20 protein-coding genes are annotated in these 23,142 nt (G+C 56.5%); 8 read left to right on the top strand and 12 right to left on the bottom strand.

Annotated elements, in window-relative coordinates:
• Positions 1 to 10: 10 nt before the first annotated feature.
• From iolD to PJL69_RS12870, 6 genes are all read right to left on the bottom strand, one after another.
• The gene (gene iolD, locus PJL69_RS12895) at positions 11 to 1,852 is read right to left on the bottom strand and encodes a 3D-(3,5/4)-trihydroxycyclohexane-1,2-dione acylhydrolase (decyclizing) (RefSeq protein ID WP_271310022.1); all 1,842 of its coding nucleotides are present in this window, start codon (positions 1,850 to 1,852) and stop codon (positions 11 to 13) included.
• Positions 1,849 to 3,762, bottom strand: coding sequence for a bifunctional 5-dehydro-2-deoxygluconokinase/5-dehydro-2-deoxyphosphogluconate aldolase (locus tag PJL69_RS12890; protein ID WP_271310021.1), 1,914 nt, complete (start codon positions 3,760 to 3,762; stop codon positions 1,849 to 1,851). Before PJL69_RS12890 ends, iolD begins: the two co-directional genes overlap by 4 nt.
• Positions 3,763 to 3,772: 10 nt before the next feature.
• Positions 3,773 to 4,591 (bottom strand): ATP-binding cassette domain-containing protein, encoded by an 819-nt coding sequence (locus PJL69_RS12885; protein WP_209101439.1) that lies wholly within the window; start codon positions 4,589 to 4,591, stop codon positions 3,773 to 3,775.
• A 12-nt stretch (positions 4,592 to 4,603) separates the two neighbouring features.
• Positions 4,604 to 5,725 carry an ABC transporter permease gene (locus tag PJL69_RS12880; RefSeq protein WP_271310020.1) on the bottom strand — a complete coding sequence of 374 codons (1,122 nt, stop codon included), beginning with the start codon at positions 5,723 to 5,725 and terminating at the stop codon, positions 4,604 to 4,606.
• A gap of 93 nt (positions 5,726 to 5,818) precedes the next feature.
• Entirely contained in the window at positions 5,819 to 6,760 is a 942-nt protein-coding gene (locus PJL69_RS12875) for a sugar ABC transporter substrate-binding protein (protein ID WP_271310019.1), read from the bottom strand.
• 128 nt (positions 6,761 to 6,888) lie between these two features.
• Positions 6,889 to 7,704 carry a MurR/RpiR family transcriptional regulator gene (locus PJL69_RS12870; protein WP_271310018.1) on the bottom strand — a complete coding sequence of 272 codons (816 nt, stop codon included), beginning with the start codon at positions 7,702 to 7,704 and terminating at the stop codon, positions 6,889 to 6,891.
• Between the two features lie 88 nt (positions 7,705 to 7,792).
• Between PJL69_RS12870 and PJL69_RS12865 the strand changes: the two genes are divergently transcribed.
• Together PJL69_RS12865 and iolG are read left to right on the top strand one after the other, a co-directional pair.
• Positions 7,793 to 8,920 carry a Gfo/Idh/MocA family protein gene (locus tag PJL69_RS12865; protein ID WP_271310017.1) on the top strand — a complete coding sequence of 376 codons (1,128 nt, stop codon included), beginning with the start codon at positions 7,793 to 7,795 and terminating at the stop codon, positions 8,918 to 8,920.
• A 6-nt stretch (positions 8,921 to 8,926) separates the two neighbouring features.
• Entirely contained in the window at positions 8,927 to 9,916 is a 990-nt protein-coding gene (gene iolG / locus PJL69_RS12860; RefSeq protein ID WP_271310016.1) for an inositol 2-dehydrogenase, read from the top strand.
• 58 nt (positions 9,917 to 9,974) lie between these two features.
• Here the strand turns inward: iolG and PJL69_RS12855 are convergent, their stop codons facing one another.
• The 4 genes from PJL69_RS12855 to PJL69_RS12840 are packed head-to-tail and all read right to left on the bottom strand — an operon-like array spanning position 9,975 to position 14,266.
• Positions 9,975 to 11,279 carry an alginate O-acetyltransferase AlgX-related protein gene (locus PJL69_RS12855; RefSeq protein WP_271310015.1) on the bottom strand — a complete coding sequence of 435 codons (1,305 nt, stop codon included), beginning with the start codon at positions 11,277 to 11,279 and terminating at the stop codon, positions 9,975 to 9,977.
• Positions 11,276 to 12,289 carry an alginate O-acetyltransferase AlgX-related protein gene (locus PJL69_RS12850; protein ID WP_271310014.1) on the bottom strand — a complete coding sequence of 338 codons (1,014 nt, stop codon included), beginning with the start codon at positions 12,287 to 12,289 and terminating at the stop codon, positions 11,276 to 11,278. The genes PJL69_RS12855 and PJL69_RS12850 overlap by 4 nt, the downstream gene beginning before the upstream one ends.
• A gap of 11 nt (positions 12,290 to 12,300) precedes the next feature.
• Positions 12,301 to 13,677 carry an MBOAT family O-acyltransferase gene (locus tag PJL69_RS12845; protein ID WP_271310013.1) on the bottom strand — a complete coding sequence of 459 codons (1,377 nt, stop codon included), beginning with the start codon at positions 13,675 to 13,677 and terminating at the stop codon, positions 12,301 to 12,303.
• Positions 13,678 to 13,681: 4 nt separating this feature from the next.
• Entirely contained in the window at positions 13,682 to 14,266 is a 585-nt protein-coding gene (locus tag PJL69_RS12840; RefSeq protein WP_271310012.1) for an alginate O-acetyltransferase AlgF, read from the bottom strand.
• 201 nt (positions 14,267 to 14,467) lie between these two features.
• On the opposite strand from PJL69_RS12840, the gene PJL69_RS12835 reads away from it, so the two are divergent.
• Positions 14,468 to 15,610 carry an acetoin utilization protein AcuC gene (locus tag PJL69_RS12835; RefSeq protein ID WP_271310011.1) on the top strand — a complete coding sequence of 381 codons (1,143 nt, stop codon included), beginning with the start codon at positions 14,468 to 14,470 and terminating at the stop codon, positions 15,608 to 15,610.
• A gap of 9 nt (positions 15,611 to 15,619) precedes the next feature.
• Here PJL69_RS12835 and PJL69_RS12830 read toward each other — a convergent pair whose 3' ends face one another.
• Positions 15,620 to 16,651, bottom strand: coding sequence for a LacI family DNA-binding transcriptional regulator (locus tag PJL69_RS12830; protein WP_271310010.1), 1,032 nt, complete (start codon positions 16,649 to 16,651; stop codon positions 15,620 to 15,622).
• A 79-nt stretch (positions 16,652 to 16,730) separates the two neighbouring features.
• Here PJL69_RS12830 and PJL69_RS12825 point away from each other — a divergent pair, with 79 nt between their 5' ends.
• Positions 16,731 to 17,909, top strand: a complete 1,179-nt coding sequence (locus tag PJL69_RS12825) for a phytanoyl-CoA dioxygenase family protein (RefSeq protein WP_271310009.1) — start codon at positions 16,731 to 16,733, stop codon at positions 17,907 to 17,909.
• A gap of 43 nt (positions 17,910 to 17,952) precedes the next feature.
• On the opposite strand, the gene PJL69_RS12820 is transcribed toward PJL69_RS12825, so the two are convergent.
• On the bottom strand, positions 17,953 to 20,298 hold the full coding sequence (locus tag PJL69_RS12820) for a DNA topoisomerase IV subunit A (protein ID WP_271310008.1): 2,346 nt from the start codon (positions 20,296 to 20,298) through the stop codon (positions 17,953 to 17,955).
• A gap of 158 nt (positions 20,299 to 20,456) precedes the next feature.
• Between PJL69_RS12820 and PJL69_RS12815 the strand changes: the two genes are divergently transcribed.
• The 4 genes from PJL69_RS12815 (at position 20,457) to PJL69_RS12800 (ending at position 22,881) form a co-directional block, all read left to right on the top strand.
• Entirely contained in the window at positions 20,457 to 21,098 is a 642-nt protein-coding gene (locus tag PJL69_RS12815; protein ID WP_271310007.1) for an SH3 domain-containing protein, read from the top strand.
• A gap of 88 nt (positions 21,099 to 21,186) precedes the next feature.
• Positions 21,187 to 22,020 (top strand): SDR family NAD(P)-dependent oxidoreductase, encoded by an 834-nt coding sequence (locus tag PJL69_RS12810; RefSeq protein ID WP_271310006.1) that lies wholly within the window; start codon positions 21,187 to 21,189, stop codon positions 22,018 to 22,020.
• 80 nt (positions 22,021 to 22,100) lie between these two features.
• The gene (locus PJL69_RS12805) at positions 22,101 to 22,304 is read left to right on the top strand and encodes a twin transmembrane helix small protein (RefSeq protein ID WP_209101479.1); all 204 of its coding nucleotides are present in this window, start codon (positions 22,101 to 22,103) and stop codon (positions 22,302 to 22,304) included.
• Positions 22,305 to 22,308: 4 nt separating this feature from the next.
• Positions 22,309 to 22,881 (top strand): cob(I)yrinic acid a,c-diamide adenosyltransferase, encoded by a 573-nt coding sequence (locus PJL69_RS12800; protein WP_271310005.1) that lies wholly within the window; start codon positions 22,309 to 22,311, stop codon positions 22,879 to 22,881.
• The last annotated feature ends 261 nt before the right edge of the window (positions 22,882 to 23,142 follow it).

Below are 23,142 nucleotides of genomic sequence, written 5' to 3'. Positions count from 1 at the left end.
ATGTCTTGCCTCAATTCACAAGGTTTTGGTCTGCCATCGCCGCTTCATACGCGGCGCGCGCCTGTTGCAATTTCTCGCTTTGCGCCACCTCGGGCACAGCCACATCCCACCAGAAACCACCTCCAGCTTCGCCGGGGCCTTGCATCGGGTCGGTGTCAATCACGATCACCGTTGGGATGTCACGAAATTTTGCCTCAACTATCTTGGCTTCCAGATCGGCGATGCTATCCGCTTTGACAGCATGCGCCCCCATGGATGCCGCGTGCGCGACATAGTCAATTTCAGGCTGCACTTCGATATTGCAATCCGCATAAAGGTTGTTGAAACGCTCATTGCCAGTATGCATCTGCAGGCGATTGATACAGCCGTATCCACGGTTGTCTGTCAGCACAACGGTGAATGGGACACGCCGCATCACGGCGGTGGCCAACTCAGAGTTCGCCATCATGTAGGAGCCATCCCCCACAAAGCAAACCACATCCCGTTCAGGCTGCGCCAGTTTCAGGCCCATCGCACCGGCAATTTCATAGCCCATGCAGCTGAAACCATATTCCATGTGATAGCCACCCTGAGAGGGTTGCCAAAGCAGTTTCAACGCACCCGGCATTGTACCTGCGGCACACATGGCAACGGTGCTGGTATCAGAGGTACGCTGCACCGCTCCAATGACTTCCGCATCCAGCGGGCGATACCCTGCCCCACCCTTGCGATCCGCACAGTGGCGATCAACAGCGGCCAGCCAGTCCAAACGGGACTGCGCATCAAAAGCATCCGCCCGATGATTCCCAAGCTTCTCAGAAAGAGCCGTAAGCACGACTTTGGCATCGCCAACAACCGCAACAGCACCATGTTTGTCGGCGTCATAGCCATGCACGTTCACAGAGACCAATTTGCGCGCGGGATTCTGGAACAAGGCCCAGCTCCCGGTGGTGAAATCCTGAAAACGCGTGCCAACGCCAATCACCAGATCTGCGTCAACCGACAGCGCGTTTGCTGCGGCCGATCCATCAACACCGGAGGCGCCGAAATTCATTTCATGAGATTGCGCCAGCGCAGATTTGCCGGCCTGTGTTTCGATCACTGGGATGCCATGCTTGGTGGCAAACGCCGCGAGCGTTTCCTCGGCCCCAGAATAAATCACACCGCCGCCACACAGAAGAACTGGGTTTTTGGCGGCTTTGATCAGATCGGTCACCTCTTGCAACTCACGTGCATCCGGTTCCGGACGACGAATGTGCCAGGTGCGCGGCTCAAAGAACGCGACGGGATAATCATAGGCTTCCGCCTGCACGTCCTGACAGAACGACAGGGTAACAGGCCCACAATTTGCCGGATCCGTCATCGTGCGCAACGCACGCGGCAGGGCCGTCAACAGCTGTTCTGGGCGCGTAATCCGATCAAAGTACCGGCTGACAGGGCGGAAACAGTCGTTGGCAGACACCGTTCCGTCATCAAAATCCTCAATCTGCTGCAACACAGGATCCGGGCGCCGATTGGCGAACACATCTCCGGGAATAAACAGCACGGGCAACCGGTTGACATGCGCCAAAGCGGCAGCTGTGACCATGTTGGTTGCGCCCGGGCCGATCGAACTGGTGACGGCCTGCACACGGCGGCGTTTGTGCGCCTTGGCGTAGGCGATGGCCGTATGCGCCATGGTTTGCTCGTTTTGGCCGCGCCAGGTTGGGAAGTCATCGCCAGCAGCGTGCAGCGCTTCCCCCAGCCCAGCCACGTTTCCATGTCCAAAAATACCCCAGGCGCCTTCAACAAAACGCTCGCCCTCAGGCGTCATCTGCACCGAGAGCCATTTCACCATGGCTTGCGCGGCTGTTAGTCGAACTGTCTGTGTCATTCTGCCTCTCCAATCGCCTCTGCGCGTGCCTGATCCCATACGCCAGCCAAACGGCGGAACTTGGTCGCCATGTCAGAAACCGCATCTGCGTCAGTCATGTCCCCACGCATCCATGCGCGCGCAGCGTCCCCAAAAATGGTTCTGCCCACAGCAAAGCCTTTGACCAGATCATAGCTGGCTGCAAGCCGGAAACTGGCCGCCAACTCTGCCTCAGGGGCGTCGAGCCCCAGAACCACGATGCCACGTGTGTGGGCATCATTGCGGGTGATTGCAGCAACGGCTTTGCCCCAGGCGGCATCAGATGTCAGCGGCTCCAGCTTCCACCAATCCGGGAACACACCAAGGTCATAGAAATGCTGGATCACAGTGGCAGTTGTGTACTCGTCAACCGAGCCCACTTTGGAAGGAATAACTTCCAGCAGAAACTCCAGATTGTTGCGACGCGCCGCTTCATACAGCCGCACAACGGTTGCGTCCTGCTTGGCCCATGTTTCCGCGTCATCATCCGGATGGCAGAAACACAGAACTTTCACCACATTTTCACGCGCCCAGGCTTTCAGCCCGCCATAGTCGCTGCCCAGCTCAGGCTCCAACGTTAGCGGACGAGACCCAGGCCACTCTGTTGGGCGACCAATCCACAATCCAGACCCGCTGGCTTTGTGAAGCGCGGCTTTGCCGATCCGATTGTCACACAAAATGCCGTAACCAGATTGCCCGTTTTGCACGTTCTGCGCCGCCTCTAGGCACAGTTCTTTGAACTTGCCCCCCTTCTCCAGCGTGTACCCAGGCATCTCTTCAAGTTGGATGCGATGATCAAAGGCAAAAACCCGCATGGTTGACCAGTCACCCTTGCGATTGGTCGACCAATGGATCTGCTCAAGGGCTTTGTCGTTGCGCAGATCGGGCTGAACGACACCACGTTTCAGAAAGAACGCCAGTTCTTCTGCGGAAGGATATGCAGGGGTGCAACCATGGCGACTGACCGCCAGCGCACCACAGGCATTGGCATAGGTCAGTGCAGTCGGCCAATCGGCCTCTTCCATCCAACCTTTCAACAGGCCGGACATAAACCCATCACCTGCGCCCAGAACGTTGTAGACTTCGATAGGAAAGCCGGGGCCGGTCTGACCATCATCAAGGCTGTCAGGAATATCGCCTTCAAAGGCGACAGCGCCCATCGGCCCACGCTTGCACACCAATGTCGCGTCAGAAACAGCACGCACAGCCCGCAGGGCCTCAATCGTGTCGGTGGACCCGCCAGCGATGTGGAATTCTTCCTCAGTGCCGACAATCAGGTCAAAATGATGCAGCGTGGCTTGCAACTTAGCCGTGACCGCTGCGCTTTCGACAAAGCGGCTTTCGCCATCGCCATGCCCGGCGACGCCCCAAAGATTAGGACGGTAGTCAATGTCCAGCGCCGTGCGGCCGCCATGTTTTTTGGCCAGCGTCAATGCCTTGAGCACTGCCGCCTCTGTGTTGGTGTGCGACAGATGCGTGCCCGTCGCCACCACAGCACGACTGTCCGCGATCAACGCTTCGTCAATGTCACTTTCAGACAGCGCCATATCGGCACAGTTCTCTCGATAGAAGATAAGCGGGAACTGTTCTTCGTCGCGGATGCCAAGGATCACAAGCGCCGTAAGCCGCTCTGGATCCGTGGCAACACCGCGCACATCCACACCTTCACGGATCAGCTCTTCACGAATGAAGCGCCCCATGTGCTCATCCCCAACCCGGCTGATCAAACCGGATTTCAAGCCAAGACGCGCAGTGCCTGCGGCAATGTTGGTCGGGGATCCGCCAATGTATTTTTCAAAGGATCCCATGTCTTCCAAACGGCCACCGATCTGGCTGCCGTAAAGATCCACACCCGCGCGACCTATGGTGATGATATCGAGAGATTTCTGCATTTTCATGTCCTTAGACGGTACCGCCGAGGCTGCCTTCAAGTGTTGCAAGTTCCTGGCCACCGGCCATCAGATCTTGCAGCTCTTCTTGGGTGATCTCGCCACGCTTGGCGGTGCCAAGTGTCTGGCCACGATTCAATACTGTGAACCGGTCTCCAACTGCCATGGCATGGCGCACATTGTGGGTGATGAACACAACGCCGATCCCTTGCTTGCGCACCTTATCAATGGTGGCCAGAACATTGGCAGTCTGGCGCACACCAAGGGCCGATGTAGGTTCGTCCAGGATCAGAACCTTCGCACCAAAATGCACAGCGCGCGCAATGGCCACGGTCTGACGTTCACCACCTGACAATGTCCCAACCGCCTGATCGGGGCCACGCAGGTTGATGCCCATCTTGCGCATCTCTTCCATCGTGATTTTATTGGCATAGTCGTGATCAAAGAACGGAATGCCCGCAACTTTCTTCACCGGCTCATTACCCATGAAGAAATTCCGACTGACTGACATAAGCGGGATCATGGCCAGATGCTGGTGCACCGTAGCAATGCCTGCTGCAATCGCATCACGCGGATCTTCAAAACTCATCGGGCGCCCTTCAAACAGGATCTCCCCAGAGGTGGGCTTGTGCACCCCAGACATGGTTTTGATAAAGGTCGATTTACCGGCGCCGTTGTCCCCCAACAGGCAATGGCATTCGCCCGGGTAAACATTCACAGACACACCCGCCAGTGCAATCACTGACCCAAAGTGTTTCTGGATGCCTTTCATCTCGATGAGCGGCTTGCTTGGCGCCGGATCACCGTGGTGGAATGTGGTATCTTCAGTCATCTCTATTCCCCCTTAGCGTTCGCCAGTGATCATACGACGGATGTAGGTGTTCAAAATCACTGCAGCCAGCAGGATCAAACCAAGGAACACCCGGAACAGTGAGCTTTCTACACCTGCAAAAAACAGACCCTGCTGCACCACACCAAAAATCAAAGCACCCAGCGCCGCTCCCAGAACGGAGCCATAGCCACCGGTCAGCAAAGCGCCACCAATGACAACAGCGATGATCGCTTCAAATTCTTTCAACAATCCACGGTCAGACCCCGCAGAGCCGAATTCCATCACCTGACAGGTGGCAAAAACCGTCGCGCAGAAAGCTGTGAACATGAACATTGAAATTTTGACCCGGTTCACCGGCACACCTGAGTTGCGCGCAGCTTCCGCATCGCCACCAGCGGCAAAGATCCAGTTGCCAAACTTTGTTTTGGTCAGCAGCACATGGCCAAACACCACAAGCACCAGCGCCCAGACGATCAGCATTGGCACACCGTCCACAACAGGCTGGCCTTCGCGTGACCCACGAGAGAAAGTCTCAATCAGCCCCATGTCTCCCAGCCAGGAGAAGAAGCCAGTCAGAATTTTTCCGCCAAACAAGGCTGCAAGCCAGTCACCCTCCGCAGCGTCCTTGATGCCACCGATGATGGTCTTGCGCTCGATCGTTTGCGGGAAATAGATTGTGAAACCGCGCAGGATGAACAGAAATGCCAGCGTCACAATAAAACTGGGCAGCCCGGTTCTGATCACGATGAACCCGTTGAGCGCCCCGAGGGCCACACAGACAATGAATGTCGTGATGATGGCCATCCAGACCGGCCACCCCAATGTCACTGCAAGAATTGCGATCATCATTCCGGCAAAGCCGATCATTGAGCCGACCGAAAGGTCAAACTCGCCCGCGATCATCAGCAGGCAGGCGCCGACTGCAATGATCATGAACTGGGCGGAAACCTGACTCCAGTTAAGCACCCCTTTCGAGGTGAACATTCCGCTGTCAAAAGCAAACAGCGCAAAGAAGACAAAAACAGCGACTGTTCCGACGATCCCACCCAGCTCTGGGCGGATCAGCGCTTCGCGAAACTTAGAACGGGATTTGATCCGTTCATCCGTCGCGGGTTGTGTTGGTGCATTGGACATGGGGTGCCTCACGGGTCCTTTTCGAGGTTCGTCAGGATTTTAGACAGAAAAAGGGTGGCCAAATTGCTCCGGCCACCCCGTGGGAGGAAACTGTTAGCGATATTCGCCAGCGAATTTTTCAACCATTTCCAGGCCATCCGCAGTTACGAAGCCGGGGCCGGAGTTGATGTTGTTGCCGGGCAGAACGCCAAAACGGTGGTAGTTGGTCATGACAACAACCGGCAGGTACGCCTGCAGGAATGGCTGCTGGTCAATGCCCCACTTGATGGCGCCAGACTTGATGCCTTTGACGATATCTTCGCCAAGGTCAAACGTGCCAAAGTAGATCTCACCGCTCAGGCCGTCTTCTTCCAGCGCCAGCAGTGTTGGATCAGCAGACGTTGGGCCCAGCGTCAGAATGGCATCTGTTTCTGGGTTCGCAGACAGATAAGCCTGAACTTTGTTTTTGATCTCAGAGGGGTCTTGGCCAGAGTCGATCATCTGGTTGCCAAGCTCAACACCCAGACCATCAGCAAAGCCTTGGCAACGCTCAGTGGACGCAGGGTTGGAGATGTAGTGGTTCACGCAAAGGAAAGAACCAATGCCGTCACCCTTGGCACGCAGACCAGCCGCATAACCAGCATCATATTCTGGCTGACCAACATACATCAACGCACCCAGCTCGCGCGCCTGATCAGGGGAGCCGGAGTTCATGATGATCACATCCACACCGGAATCAATCGCCGCCTGGATCGGGCCAGACAGGACATCATAGTCAGCAAGTGTTGTGATGATGCCATTCGGTGCAGACGCCGCAGCTTGCTCGATAATACGTGCCATATCTGCAAGATCACCGGTTGGCGGGTTGCGGTATTCCACCTCAACGTCCATCTGCTCGCCCGCAAGCGCCAGACCGTTTTTGATGGTGTTCCACCAGCTGTCGCTGTCAGGTGCGTGGCTGACAAGAACGTATTTCTCGCCTTCCGCTGCTGCAGGCACAAGTGCGCCAAGCGTGCAAACAGCTGCAGCCGCAACGGTGGTCAAAAGTTTTTTCATGATGTCCTCCCAATGACATTCACAGGCCGTTGGGCCCATGTAGTAAACGCAGCGCGACTCAAGGTCTCTGGCGCCACAAAATGGAACATACATTCCATTTGATTGGGATTTCAATATTTAATTCTAGATCAGGCGTTTTTCTCCGCACCAATCGAAACCGCCAGCGTGATGGCAAGGCTCAGCGTCGCCGACAACGATCTGAAGGCGCCAAAGTCCACCTCTGAAACACACAACGGCAAAACCCCCTTGAGCTGGATCGGGCTAATCAGTGTATCTGTGATCGCAACAACAGGGATGTCCTGCCCGGCACAATGCGACGCCAGCGCAACCGTATCTTCGGAGTAAGGCGCAAATGTAATAGCAATCAACGCATCACCTTTTCGCACAGAATGCCGCTGACTCAGGTTCCCGGTGCCGTCATGCAGCATGGCCGGGATCAGCATTTTCTCAAACGCATAAACCAGATAGGACGCAACAGGATAGGCTCGACGCAGCCCAACAACATGTATCATATTGGCCTTGCTCAGTTGGGCCACTGCAGTGTCTAGGCTGCGAGGATCAACAGAATTTGTAAGGTTTTCAAGGGACATCCGCCCAGCATCCACAAATTCCGCGAGCAGTGCCGATGGGCTTCCCGCACCACTTTCACGCAAAGCAGTCAATCGGCTTTCATAGTCAGGAAACCCGGCTGAAACAGACTCCTTGAAAAGCTTTTGCATCTCTGAATAGCCGCGAAACCCCATGATTTGGCAAAACCGCATCATCGCCGACGGTTGAACCTGTGCAGCCGTCGCCAACTCCGCAACAGTGCAAAAAGCAATGCGGTCAGAGTGCTCCGCCAGATATTCTGCGCACTGTCGCATCCGCTTAGGCAAGTTCTCCGACACATCACGCAAACGCTGATGAAACATGTCGACATTTTGCGGCGCAGCGGGGTTTTGCATATTGGCTCCAGTAGATCTTGACAGAATGGCTCCATCCGACGATAGCGCATATAGAATTTTTATTCCATACAATTGGGAGGAATCACGCATGAGCGAGCAACTTGGCATCGGCCTGATTGGCACAGGGTACATGGGCAAAACACATGCTCTGGCGTACCGCAACGTTCAGGCCGTGATGGGGGGCCTCCCCAGCATCCGCCTGAAGACACTATGCGACACCCCGCGCGCAAAGGCCGAAGAAATGGCCAGCCAATTCGGATTTGAGCAAGGCAGCGACGACTGGCGGAGCCTGCTCACCGATCCAGACATCCACATTGTGTCCGTCACCACACCAAACCAGCTGCACAAAGAAATGGCACTGGAACTGATTGCAGCGGGCAAACATGTCTGGTGCGAAAAACCTATGGCGCTCACACTCGAAGATGCCACCGAAATGGAAGCCGCAGCACGCGCGGCTGGCGTGCACACCCTGACGGGCTACAATTATGTAAAGAACCCCATTTTCAAACTGGCGCAGGATCTTATAGCCGATGGCGCCATTGGCGCGCCGGTGCATTTCCGTGGCTGGGTCGACGAAGACTATCAAGCCGACCCCAACCTGCCCTGGACATGGCGCGCGCGTCTCAAAGATGCCGGCCTTGGCACCTTGGGCGATCTGGGCTGCCATCTTGTCTCAATGGCCTATGGCCTTATGGGCCCCATTGAAAGTCTCATCGGTGACATGCAAACCGTGCACGCTACACGTCCGATGCCCGATGGCTCCGGACATGGGGACGTGGAAAACGAAGACACCGCAAGCGCTCTGGTGCGTTTTGCCAGTGGGGTACAGGGGTCCATTTCCACCTCGCGATCCGCTTGGGGACGCAAAAACAGGCTTGCTTTTGAAGTGCACGGCACAAAGGGTATGATCTGTTTCGATCAGGAGCGCATGAATGAGCTTCAGCTTTATGAAAACAGCGGACCCAAAGCGCAGCAAGGCTTTAAAACCATACTCGCCGGGCCAGAGCACGCCCCCTACGGCAGCTTTTGCCCAGCCGCCGGTCACCAACTTGGCTTCAATGATTTGAAAGTGATCGAAGCTGCGGAACTTCTGAGCGCGATTTCCGAAAACCGCGCCGCCTATCCAGATTTCACCGCAGCACTGGAATTTGAAAAGGTGATCCACGCCATCGCACAAAGCGCGCGCACAGGCACGCGCGTCACCATCGGAGGATAAGTGACCATGACACTACGTATTGCAATTTTGGGAGCCGGGCGGATTGGCCAAGTCCACGCACGTGCGGTTGGCGCAAATCCAAAGGCACAACTTGTCGCCGTGATGGATGTCTTTGAAGAAGCTGCAAAAAAATTGGCAGACACCTACGGCGCAGACATTCGCGACATCGAAACGATTGAGACTGCGACCGATATCGATGCGGTGATCATCTGCACCCCCACAGACACACATGCCGATCTTATTGAGCGGTTTGCCAAAGCTGGGAAAGCCATTTTCTGCGAAAAACCGGTGGATCTGAGCGCTGAACGTGTGCGCGCATGCCTCAAAACGGTGACCGAACAAGACGCCAAATTGATGATTGGTTTCAACCGCCGCTTTGATCCACATTTCGGCGCTCTGAAGGCAACAATCGACGCTGGTGACATTGGCACGGTCGAACAGATCACCATCACATCTCGCGATCCGGGCCTGCCACCGCATGAATACATCGGCGTCTCAGGCGGTATCTTCCGCGATATGACAATCCATGATTTTGACATGGCGCGTTTCTTGCTGGGTGAAGAGGTCGTTCAAGTCTATGCCACCGCAGCGGCTCTCGTGGATCCGAGCATTCGGGAGCTGGACGATTACGACACCGCAACCGTCGTGCTCACAACCGCATCCGGCAAGCAGGCGACCATCCTAAACTCGCGCCGTGCCACCTATGGCTATGATCAACGTATCGAAGTGCACGGTTCAAACGGAATGGTACAAGCGGAAAACCAACGCCCTGTCAGCATCGAGGTTGCCACCGCTGACGGCTACACCCGGCCCACCCTGCATGACTTCTTCATGACTCGCTACATTGATGCCTACGCGGCAGAGTTGAATGCCTTCATGGCGGCACTCAATGATGGCGCGGCAATCTCGCCAAACGGGCAAGACGGGCTCGACGCACTGCGCCTGGCGGATGCTGCACTTGAATCTTTGCGCACAGGCAAAGCGATTTCTCTCTAATCGCACAACGGTATATCGTATGGCCGGGAACGTGTTTCTGGCCATACTGCTCCACCAGTCAATACACCGAGATCTGCGCAATACGCGCGCCCTTTGCAGGTGTGACCACAATCTCAACAGGTTGACGGTCTCCAAAAAACGAAAAATTGCTCAACAACTTGGACGCCCGCATACCAACGGGCACAGCGCTCCTGCGCCCCAGATAGACCTTGGATTTTGATCCATTGTCAAACCGCACCTCCATATTGAAGCTCTGCTTGCCAATATCTTCGGCGACCACTTCTATCCCTGAGACGGACACCCCCTCAGCCGGGCGTACAGTCGTGCTTGAGGCCCCAATCATGACTTGAGCGGGCTTCTCATCCACCTCGTCCCGCCGCAACGCGCCCAACAGTTGCCTGAGAAACGAGGGAGAATTGAAGCTTTCGGTATATGGTATTTCCCAAATCACCAGCGCATGCCGCTTCTGATCCAACGCGCCGGACAACACATAGGCCTCGATCGCGCCGATCGGCCCGCCACCGGAAACGGAAAAATTCTCCACATCACGATCAAACGCAAACGCAAGCGCGTCGGCGACGCGATAGTGGTCCCGTTTGTACCGATTGGAAAAACTGCTCCCAACCAAGGCAATGGAGGGCGCTTGCAGAGATGTGTCCAACAAACCGCCTGCGCGCGACAAGTCAAAGGTGGCAGCGGTCTCCACTTGCACCGACGTGCCGCATGTTGTGCGGACGACGTCAGCAAGGGCGCCCTCTTCCTCAATCTGGCCTGCGATCACCAAATCTTGCTCCGCCAGTTTCCCGTCATTCGGGAACAGACCTGGAACGGCGGCGTTGGTCGCCTGAGCCAAAGCCAACGCACTGATTGCAGCCCCTGTGGTGGTCCAATGTGTATCCCTGCGAAAATAAAACGGATCCTGCCGATTTGTATGCGCAAGCGCTTCCTCAGATAAGTTCGGCACGATCGCACCCGCATTGGCCAACTCGCTGATCAAGGCATCAAAAGAAATCTGCGCCGCGGCCACATCATACTGACGGCCACCCATCGCCGCATCAAGCACCTGCTGCCCTGCAATCACAGGGCGAGGCGGTGCCATCAGGATTGCCAAATGTACATCTCGCTTGCCAAACTCCGCAACAATCGCTTGCACCAATTGGCGCGACGTCGATTTCATATCGTAGCGGTCCTTCAATTGATCCTGTGTGAAAATCCACCCGCTGTCTGCGTCGCTATAAACCGGAGCCACTTTGGCGATTTTCTTTGGCAGCATATCCTTGTCCAACAAGGCTTCGCAGTAGGGCGCCGCCTGCGCCGCACCGGCTGCCAAGAATGACGCCATCAAATAGCATAACTGTTTCATGGAAAATCTCTCCTGGTTGTCAAAAATCTCTCAGGGATCTCCCAAACAACGATGGACGGGAGCGAGGAATACGCCGCGCGGTTCTCAAGGAACGCATCCATCGGAACGAAGGGCCCCTGCCCGACACGGCTCACATTCAGAATATCCAACTGCAGCGCTTGCTTGAGAAACCCCTCAAAGTGAAAGTCTGATCTCGCTGAAAAACTCGTTCCCACCAGCGCAACCGGGATGTTTGCCTCCCCAAACAAGCCGCCCGCGACAGCAACACTGGTCTCGTAGCGCGCGATCATTTCTGGCGACGGTCCAACCACCTCGCGCAACCGGCCTGTCGCCACGAACGTCAACAAGTCCCCCTCAAAGCGGCTCTCCCCAAATGCGACGGTCTGCACATCCACCTGAGGGAGATCCAGTTCGCCCAGCGCCTCCGCAATCGCCTCAGCAGCGCGTTGCGCACCTGCGGGCGACCAATGCGTGTCGGTGCGCATAAAGCTGCCTTCAGAACTCAGAGCAGGGCGCAAATCCACAACAGGCAATCCCAAAGCCGAAATTGTTGTCAGCGCACGCGCATAACGTTGATCAAACCCTTCTGACCGCCCTCGCCGCAAGCGAAAGGCCTGCATTCGGGCTTTGTCAGGCACAACAACAGGAACAAGCGCCATTCCTTCGCGGGCCAAAACATCAGAGACCCGCGCCAACTCCGCCGCGAGGTCGCGCCTCTCAACAGGCTCCTGAAATTCCTCCGCGGTAAAGAGCCAATCCTCCGCACCGGCAACGGCCCCTCCCGCAGGTTCCCGAAAGATCAGCCACTTGGCCGCAGCCCAAAGTGCGATCGCGTTTTCATGGGCAGGAATGGATCGCTCAAACCGGGTTTCAAACCCGCGCTGATAGCTGCCATTTGCCCACCCTTGAGTTGGATCATCAATATCAGTGCGGGAAAATGCCGTCACCGAAAGCACCAGCATCAGCGTCGCAATGCCTATGGTGCAAATTGTGTCTGCTTTCACTTGCATGCCCAAGATCCCTAAAACTGAAAGTAAAGAAAGGGGCTGTCCGTACGCGCCTGCAGAACGACAAAACACAGCATAGACAGCACCGCAGATTTCAGGGCTGGCATAGGTTTCCATCGTGGCAGGCAAAGCGCTGGCGCAATGGAAATGCAGAGCCCGACAGCCAGAAACAGCATTTCACTCGGGGCTGTTAGCGTCACCAGTTCAGGCCGCATCGCAACGCCGTTCACCCCCAGCATGCCAGCATACATCTGAAGCGCCTGCGCAAGTGTTTCTGCGCGAAAGATCACCCAACCAACAATCACAAACACCATGGTCAACGGCCATGCGATGGCCTTGGGCCAGACGCTCTCACGCCGCTTGGCGCCAAGGGCACGCTCAATCGCCATCAGGCCACCATGCCACGCCCCCCAAATCAAAAACGTCCAGTTCGCACCATGCCAAATGCCGCCCAGCAGCATTGTCAGAAGCAGATTTCGATAGGTTTTGAGCGGGCCACAGCGGTTGCCGCCCAGCGGCACATAAAGATAATCACGCAACCAAGTCGACAGGCTGATATGCCAGCGCCGCCAAAACTCCGTCACCGAACGGCTGACATAAGGCGCATTGAAATTCTCTGGAAAATGAAAGCCAATCATCAGGCCAAGCCCAATCGCCATCGCAGAGTAACCCGCAAAATCAAACAAGAGCTGCACGGAATAGGCCACCGCCCCCAGCCAGGCTTCTGCCAATGTTGGATCAGGCAATGCGAACAGCCTGTCCGCCAAAGGCGCCACACTGTCTGCCACCAGCACTTTCATGGCCAGTCCATGCACAAAACGCCTGACTCCACGCAAAAACAGCGCCCGCGAATGGCGCCGCTGCTCAAACTGGTGTGCAAGGTCCTTGTAACGCAGCACCGGCCCCGCAATCAGCTGCGGGAACAAAGAAGAAAACGCCAGAAAATCGGACAGCTTTCTGGCTGGCGGCGTATCGCCTCGCGACACGTCAACGATATAGCTGATTGATTGAAAGGTCAGAAACGACAACCCGATGGGCAAAAGGATCTCTGGCACAATCAGCGCATCGCCCCCCAAGGCGGTGTTGAGATTGCCCAACAAAAATGTCGTGTATTTAAACCAGCCCAAAATCGCGAGATTAAACGCCACCCCAAGACGGACAGCCCAGATCTTTTGACGCACGTATTGGGCTTTCGCTGCCACACGTCCTGCGAAATAGCTGCCGCCTGCAATCGCATAGAGGACGAGCAACGCGTCCGCACGCCACCAGGCGTAAAAGACCGTGGACGCCAAAAGGATCAGCCAGTTTCTGGCGGATCTCGGCACCACATAATAGGTAGCAAGAAAGAGCGGCAGAAAGCCAAAAACAAAAATGGGGGCGGAAAAAACCATATAATCAACCGCCGAGATTTGCGCCAAACTGGTTTTCGATCAGCTCCGCACTCTCAGGTCGCGCCACCAGCGTCACGTTCTGCCCACGCCGCAATTGCAGCTCAAACCGGCCCAGCACCCCGCTCCGCTCAGACCACACGGCAACCGACGCAGTCACAGGATTGACGGCACGGCCCCCTGCCGTGTTGGGCGGCGTGCTTCCAACCACCTCAACATGTTGATCCGGCACGATCAGGCGCACCGGCGACTCTGACAAATTCACAAGCGTCAACAGGACCTTTGATCGGTCCACACGCTTTGGCTCCTCAATGACCACGACTTGGCCCAGCGCATCACGCGCCACCGTGTAATACACACCCGCCCGTGCGCCGTCTGTCTTCGCGGCCGAGACAGGATGAAACACATCCCCCGCCTCCCCAAGCGACCGCACACCCAAGACCTCTGGCGCATGATCCGGCTCAATCCATCGAATGAATGCAGCGTCATCAGGCGGCGGCGCGTCATAAAGCTCATTGTCGGCAGCAAGGGCCGCGCTTGCTGCGAAAATTGCTGTAACTGCGCGAAGGCATACACGTACAGAACGATCCATCAGAAACTCCTCTCGCCCTTTGGGTAACGAGATGCAGTTCTGTTCGGAAAAATCGAAAGTATGTGCTGCGCTCTATAAAGCGCGTGTCGTCTACCATCGGTCAGGGCGCACCAAACGCTCGCCCACGATCTTCACCGGTTTCAGCGCCACGCAATCCTGTATATCCTCCCCAGCAGGCCCAACCGGACGCAGCATCAAGGAATGGATCACATACACAATTCGCCACGCTCCCCCCGCTTCATTGGCTCTGAAATATACCGGGGGTCGTCTTACGGAAAATGGCACCCGCTGAGAATTCCACGTGTCTCAACCGTCATGGATCTTTCAAGGGCCCTTGGCTGGCTCCCGCGGGAGCAATACATCACGTCCCCCCGCGCCAAGCCGCAAGCTCTTACAGCGTGGCACACGCCTGAGTATATCGCCGCATTGCAAGCCGCCGAAAACCAACAGCATGTCACTGCCGAGTCACGCGCCCGGTTTAATCTGGGCACCGTTTCCAATCCCGTTTTCTCAGAAATGTTTCGACGGCCAGCAACCTCCGCAGGTGGATCTATTCTGGCAGGCCACTTGCTGGCGCAATCTGGCGTGGTCTTTAATCCCGGCGGCGGAACGCATCACGGCATGCCGGGACAGGCAAACGGGTTTTGCTATTTGAATGACCCCGTGCTCGCCATGAAAAGCCTGCGTGCCAATGGTGTACAGAGGATCGCCTACATAGACATCGACGCGCACCACCCCGACGGGGTCGCGGTTGGGTTTTCCCACGATCCGGACTGCCTCATGATCTCAGTGCATGAAGAAAACTTATGGCCAAAGACCGGCACGCTTGATGATAACGCCGGCGGAAATGCCATCAATTTACCTGTGCCGCGCGGGTTTCACGATGATGACATGGCTTTGGTGCGAGACTCCCTTCTGTTGCCGCAAGTCACGGCATTTCGCCCTGAGGCAATCGTGTTGCAATGCGGCGCCGACGGTGTCCGTGATGACCCGCTCTCACACCTCTGCCTTTCAAACAATGCGCATTGGCAAATCCTGACAGCGCTGATTGGCATCGCACCAAGGCTTTTGGTTCTCGGAGGGGGCGGCTACAATCCCTGGACTGTTGGCCGCCTGTGGACAGGGCTTTGGGGGATCCTCACAGGTAAGGACATTCCAGCGCGCCTCCCGCCAGACGCCGTACAGATCCTCAGATCTCTGGAATTTCGAAGAAATTCACGTGGGAAAAATCCCCCCGTATCTTGGCTGCAAACGTTGCAAGATCCGCCCAGTCGCGGCGCGCTCTCTGAAACTGTCCGGGCGCGCGTGCGCCATCTGTCACAGCGCCATGCGCGCTGGATCTGACGCATCGCGTCACAGCGTGGGGAGTTCCGGAACATTTTCCGGTGTGAGCACCTGAACCGTCGAAACAGCAGGAGCCACAAAATCTACGCTCAGCCGATGATGTGACAGAAAAACTTTGAACGCATTTCTGATGTCTGACCTCAGATCATGGTGCAACACAAAGCTGAGCCTGCGTGCGCACAGCAAGTCGCGATTTTCACGATCCAGATCATGCGCGACATAGACTTCCGGGTGCAGCCCCTGCGCGCCCAACACGCTCAGAATGGCGCGATTGCCCCCACCCATGGAGTAAACGCCACGCAACGCGCCAAGCTCGCTCAGCCGATCAGCCAACAGCCTGCTTGTGCCAACATCCACACCGCTGCCCCCCTGAAGCGATACGATCTTCAGTTCAGGGCACCGCACCGCAAGGGCCACCTGAAACGCCTCTTCTCGCGCTTCTTCTCCTGAAAAGCCTTCATGACTACGCGTTGCCAGAATTGTGCCTGTGCCGCCCTGAAGCACATGTGCCATCAGATAGGCTGCTGTGCACCCAGCCCCGGCATTATCCACCCCAACATAGGCCTGCCGATCCCCCCCGGTGATGTCTGTCACCAATGTGACAACGGGGATTTCAGTACTGCGCAACAAAGCCAGAGCCTCTCTGATATTTGGCGTGTCGCGCACCTTCAAGACCACCCCGTCACTGCCCCGCTTGGCAATACGCCGCAAAATGGCAACAACATCCTGCGGCTCCATCATCTCCTGCAACGTAAAACGAGGCCGACACACAGCCCCCCCTATCTCGGGCAGCACAGACTCTGTGGCAGCTTTGATTTCCCGACTGAAACGGGCGGGGGCCTCAACAACAAAATCAAAAAACAAGCGTCGCCCGCGCGCCGTAAGCTGCGCCTCCTGCGCTTCCAGCTCTTCAATCGCGGCTTTCACACGCAGTCGAGTCTGCGGGCTCACATGCGCACGATTGTTCAAAACCCGATCAATGGTGGCCGGTCCAAGCCCCGCCTGCCGGGCGATCTCTTTTATGGGAAAACGATGTGTCATTGATGCGTTTTTGATGTGTTTTCGCCCACCACACAAGTACAGCGCCGCCTACCTTGGCTGCAACACGGGAGGAAACAAAATGCCAAGCAGCATCCAAACAGACGCCTACTACGACACTGACGCTTGCAAATTGTCTGAATTTACAGCCTTGATTGCGCAGACGACACATCCAGACGACGTGCCGCATGCCTCATCGGTAGAAAAGAATATTCCAATCTACGACATGCGCGTCTTGCGAACACACCTCGCAAATCCAGAGGCATGTCGCGCTCTGAAATCCGAATGGGCGCACGTCATACGCAACGGCGCCGGTGTCGTCGCGCTAAAACACGCGTACGCAGACACGTCAGCGCTCGATCAGGCAACAACTGTCTACGAAGAAATCATCGCCAGCGAAAAACAAAGCGCTGGCGGGCGGGGTGATCACTTTGCCGCCTCCGGGGCCAATGACCGCGTTTGGAACGCGTTGCAAAAACTATGTGAGGCCGCCCCCTCCGTTTATCTGAATTACTTCTGCAACACGGCGATTGCGGCGGTGTGTGAGGCATGGCTGGGACCGAACTATCAGATGACGGCGCAGGTCAATCTGGTGCACCCCGGTGGCGCCGCCCAACAAGCGCACCGCGACTATCACCTCGGGTTTCAATCCGCAGAGGTCTGCGCCGCTTATCCAGCGCATGTTCACGAGGTTTCCCCAATCTTGACGTTGCAGGGCGCGATCGCCCATTGCGACATGCCTCTGGAAAGCGGCCCAACAAAACTGCTGCCGTTCTCGCAAGCCTACAAACCTGGATACACCGCCTGGCGTCGCCCCGACTTCCGCGCCCTGTTTGAAGAGCGCTATGTGCAATTGCCCCTGTCAAAAGGAGATGCCATGTTCTTCAACCCCGCGCTGTTTCACGCCGCAGGAGAGAACATCACCGATTCCATCCATCGTTTCGCAAACCTATTGCAAGTCTCCTCGGCTTTTGGGCGTGCAATGGAAAGCGTGGACAGGCTGAAAATGTGTAAATTGCTGTACCCCCACCTGCTGCAAGCCCAAGCCACAAACACCCTGACCGACGCAGAACTTGCCGCCACAATTGCCGCAACTGCAGAAGGCTACGCATTCCCGACCAATCTGGACCGCGATCCACCGGTCGGCGGTATGGCCCCGGAAACGCAGGCAGCGTTCATGCTCCGGGCGCTCGCCGAAAGGACCCCAGCGCAGGCTGTGTCAGACCACCTGGATCAAATGGATCACGCACGTCTGGCCTAAGCGCACTGAAGAAATCGAAAACGGGGGCCAAAGGCCCCCGCATTTATTTGAATTTGTTGTCTTTGGGGAACCCATATGGCGGCTTCTTGCCAACCCCAGCGCGCTTGGCCAGCCATTCGGTCAAATCAGGCTCATGACGCGTCTTGCCACTGTTGCCCATCGACCATGTCAGACCGTCTTCCCACTTAAATGTGGTGATATCGGACAAGCCACCATCCAGCTCCAATGTGCCCTGACGGCCACGCGCCATGTTGTATTTCTGCAGGCGCACACCTTTGCCCCTGCCAAGCTCGGGCAGCTCATCCACCGGGAACACAAGGAAGCGTGAGTTCTTTGACACAACAGCCACGTGATCCCCATCCACAGGTTTGCAGATCATCGCCTTCACGTCGTCTTTGACATTCAACACCTGTTTGCCAGTCCGAGTCTGGGCAATCACATCCTTCTCCGGCACCACAAAGCCGTCACCTGCGGTGGATGCCACCATCAGTTTGCGCTCCGGTGCATGGACAAAAATGTCAACGATTTCTGCCTCATTGGGCAGATCCACCATCAGGCGCACAGGTTCCCCCATGCCGCGCCCGCCGGGCAAATTGGCCGCACTCAGGGTGTAAAACCGCCCGTTGCTGCCAAACATCAAAAGTCGATCTGTGGTTTCCGCATGGAAGATAAAACGCGGCCCGTCGCCATCTTTGAATTTCAGCTCACGGGTCAGATCAATATGGCCCGACATCGCCCGGATCCAGCCCATCTGAGAGCACACAATGGTGACCGGCTCACGATCAATCATCGCCTCGATTGGCACTTCCTCGACCTCAGCGGCTTCGGCGAAAACGGTGCGCCGCGCGCCACCCTCATAGCCCTTGCCAAAGGTTTTCTTGGCTTCTTTGAGTTGCTCTGAAATGCGATCCCACTGCAAGTCTTCACTGCCAAGAAGTGCAACGATGCCAGCGCGCTCTTCTTGCAGCGCGTCCCGCTCCCGGATCAGCTCCAGCTCTTCCAAACGGCGCAAGCTGCGCAGGCGCATGTTCAGAATCGCCTCTGCCTGCACCTCGGTCAGCTGGCTCACGCCACTGCCAGGCAGCGGCGACTTATAGTCCTTCTCGCTGGTGGCGCGGGCATGCTCCAGATCCCAGTTCTCCGCCATCAACGCCTGTTTGGGCGCATCATCATAGCGAATGATGTCAATCACCCGGTCCAGATTGAGGAACGCAATGATGAAGCCTTCCAACACTTCCAGACGATGGTCGATTTTCTCCATCCGGTGCGTCGAACGGCGGATCAACACCTCACGGCGGAAATCCAGAAATGCGCGCAGAACCTCTTTCATGGAGCAGACTTTTGGTGTCACCCCATCAATCAAGACGTTCATATTCAGAGAGAATTTGATCTCCAGATCGCTGCTGCGGTAAAGCATGTTCATCAGAACATCGGGCTCTACATTCTTGCTGCGCGGCTCCAAAACCAACCGAATGTCATCGGCGGATTCATCGCGGACATCCGCAAGAATAGGCACTTTCTTGGTCTGGATCAGCTCGGCGAGCTTTTCGATCAGCTTGGATTTTTGCACCTGATAGGGGATCTCGGTGACCACGATCTGCCACTGCCCACGGCCCAGATCTTCCTTCTCCCATTTACAGCGCAACCGGAAAGAACCGCGCCCGGTGCGATAGGCCTGCGCGATATTTTCCGCCGGCTCCACAATCACGCCACCCGTTGGGAAATCCGGCCCTGGCACGTAATTCAGCAACGTATCATCGCGCACATCCGGCGTCTTGATCATATGCAGGCAGGCGTCACACAGCTCGCTGATGTTATGGGGCGGAATGTTGGTCGCCATCCCCACCGCGATGCCGCTGGCCCCATTGGCCAAAAGGTTCGGGAAGGTCGCCGGAAGCACAACGGGCTCGCGCAGGGTACCGTCATAATTCTCCCGAAAATCAACGGCGTCTTCATTAAGGCCCTCCAGCAGCGCCTCCGCCACCGAGGTCATCCGCGCCTCTGTATATCGGCTCGCCGCCGGGTTATCCCCGTCGATGTTGCCAAAGTTGCCCTGCCCGTCCACCAGCGGATAGCGCACGTTGAAGTCCTGCGCCAGACGCGCCATCGCATCATAAATCGCCGCATCGCCATGCGGGTGATAGTTGCCCATCACGTCGCCGGAAATTTTCGCAGACTTGCGGAAGCCACCCGTCGCAGACAGCTTCAGCTCACGCATCGCATAAAGGATTCGGCGGTGTACCGGCTTCAACCCATCGCGCGCATCTGGCAGGGCGCGGTGCATAATCGTGCTCAGCGCATAGGTCAGATAGCGGTCGCCAATCGCGCGCCGCAGCGGCTCGGTCACATTCTGGATGGGGAGCTCGTCGTCATCAATCAGATCAGTCATGCATGGGTGATAGCTTTTGGCGTGCGCACGGTAAAGCACATGCGCAGGGGCCCTCGCCGTTTTTTGCAGGACGTGCTATGATATCCCCAGATTTATTTCTGAAAAAACAATTTGAGCCGCGCAGAAAGCGCAGCCATTTTCTTTCGAAGGTTAACGTTATGAATAAGTTTGTCGTTGTGAGCCTTGGTCTCATGGCATGGTCTTTTTGGGAGCTAAGCGGCGGTGCAGATTTTGTACCTAAGTCCAAACGCGTCGCGCAAAGCCCTGTTTCTAAGGTTGATGAGGTGCTTGCCGTGAAAGACGCGCACCCCGCAGTTACAGAACAGCTGCCCATCGTGAAGGTCACGCAATCCGCATCACTTTCGACCGAGACACAGGTGGTGTCAGCTGCGAATCCCGCACCCAAACCTGCGCCCGAATCAAGCGCGATTTCCTCCACTTCAACACAACCTGTAGTAAACGTCTCCTCGCTTGCCACCGGGCTGACATCATTTGCGACCCCAGGAACACCTGTGTTTGATCTGACCCCCGCCGTGGCGCTGACGGCCATTGAAGACACCGCAATCCCGGCTTCCGCTGAAGTTCAGCCAACTGTGGCGCGCGACCTGAGAGAGGTGCGCGCCACGCGCGTGAACATGCGCGCAGGTCCGGGCACATCCTTTGGTGTGGTCACCGTTCTGGATCGCGGTCGCCCTGTCGAAGTGCTCGATCAGAACAATGGCGGCTGGTTGAAGCTGCGCGATACCGAAACAGGCCAAATTGGCTGGATGGCGGCCCGCATGGTAACAGCCGCCAACTAAACGCCTGAGCACCCCACAGAGCCCTTGCGCATGCAGTCAAACACCCTACCTTGCCCCGCAGAGTAAACGCATCGTGCGGGGCAGATCCATGAGCCAAAAATCCCTTTTGATCACCGGCTGTTCAAGCGGCATTGGTCTGGCTGCAGCACACCGCATGCGCGCCCAAGGCTGGCGTGTTTTTGCAAGCTGCCGCACACAAGAAGACTGCGATCGCCTCACAGCAGAAGGCTTTGAAAGCCCACGCATCGACTATTGTGATGAGGCCTCCATCACAAAAGGCCTTTCTGAAGTTTTGGCCGCCACCGGCGGCACCTTGGAGGCGCTGTTTAACAATGGCGCCCGCGGCCTGCCCGGCGCGGTCGAAGATCTGCCAGCCGCAGGCTTCCGCAAAATCATGGAAAGCAACCTGATTGGCTGGCACGAACTCACCAGACAGGTTCTTCCCATCATGCGCGCGCAGGGGTACGGGCGCATCGTCAACAATTCTTCCGTGCTTGGGTATGTCGGCCTGCGCTATCGCGCCTCTTATGTGGCGTCAAAATTCGCACTCGAAGGCTGGAGCGACTGCCTCCGCATAGAATTGCGCGACACCCCCATCGACGTCATCTTAATAGAACCAGGCCCCATCACCTCCAGTATTCGAACAAACAGTGCCAAGCAATTCTTTGAATGGATTGACTGGGAGAATTCCCCTCACAGCGCAGTCTACCGCAAAGGCCTCGTGCAACGGTTCACTGAAAAGGAACAGAGCCTGGATCGGTTCGAACTGCCAGCCTCCGCGGTCTGCGACAAAGTGATCCATGCACTTGAGGCCCCGCGTCCAAAGGCGCGCTACCGTGTGACCAAACCCGCCCATTTCATGTACGCCTTGCGCCGCCTTCTCCCCACAAAAGCGCTCGACTGGGTGATCGCAAAAGGCTGATCCTGCGTATTTGCGATTATGGTTCTTTTTCGCAGGCAAAGCGTCTACACAGAACCACCTGACAAACGAGGAGCAGTGTCATGGCCAATGATCCCCTATTCTGGGTTGCAGCAATCGCTTGTTTTGGCGTTCTTATCGTCCTGATGGTGGGCGTTGGTGGCTTCGCAAAAGGCGGTGAATTCAATAAAAAATATGCCAACAAGATCATGCGCCTGCGCATCGGAGCCCAATTTGTTGCGGTGCTGCTGATCCTCGCATTTGTTTGGCTGCGTCAAGGGGGATGACGACATGGTAGTGCTCAACAAAATCTACACGCGCACAGGCGACAAAGGCACAACAGCGCTTGGCAATGGCGACCGCGTCGCAAAATACGACGGCCGCGTGTCTGCCTATGGCACATCTGACGAACTCAATGCAGCGCTGGGTGTGGCACGGTTGCACGCCAGCGGCGACATGGATGCCGCCTTGATGCGAATCCAGAATGATCTCTTTGATCTGGGCGCCGATCTCTGCCGCCCGGACATGGAAAAAGATGCCCAAGCCGAGTACCCACCTCTGCGCATGGCCGCCAGTCAGGTAGAGCGGCTGGAACAAGAAATCGACGCGATGAACGCGGCTCTTGAACCTCTGCGCAGCTTTGTGTTGCCCGGTGGCTCCGCACTGGCTGCACATCTTCACGTCTGTCGCACGGTTGCCCGCCGTGCAGAACGGTTGACCGTGGAACTGGCCCAACATGAAGACGTGAATGCTGATGCGGTGACATATCTGAACCGGCTCAGCGATTGGTTCTTTGTGGCGTCACGTGTGGCAAACAACAACGGCAAAGACGACGTGCTTTGGGTGCCTGGTGCAAACCGCTGACTGCGGTGCGCGAATCAAACCCGCAGCGGCAGCGCCTGATGCTGCCAGAGCTGCGGTTGACGCAAACTCACCTTACGTAAGTTTTCTGCGACGCAGCAAGAATCCTGCCCGCAACGTCACGTGAAATTGCTGATACGCGACGTCGCAGCGCGACAACGTGACGATTTTGCTCTGTTTCCGGCGCTCTCAAATATATATCAAACCGGAGAGAGCATTCGGATGAGCTGCCTAGGTGGCTTTGACAAACTATGAGGAGTGAAC

The sequence above is a fragment of the Shimia sp. MMG029 genome (genome assembly GCF_027947445.1).
In the GTDB taxonomy this organism is placed as follows: Bacteria; Pseudomonadota; Alphaproteobacteria; order Rhodobacterales; family Rhodobacteraceae; genus Shimia.
Note: the sequence above shows the minus strand (reverse complement) of the source record. Positions and strands in the feature narration are given on the sequence as shown.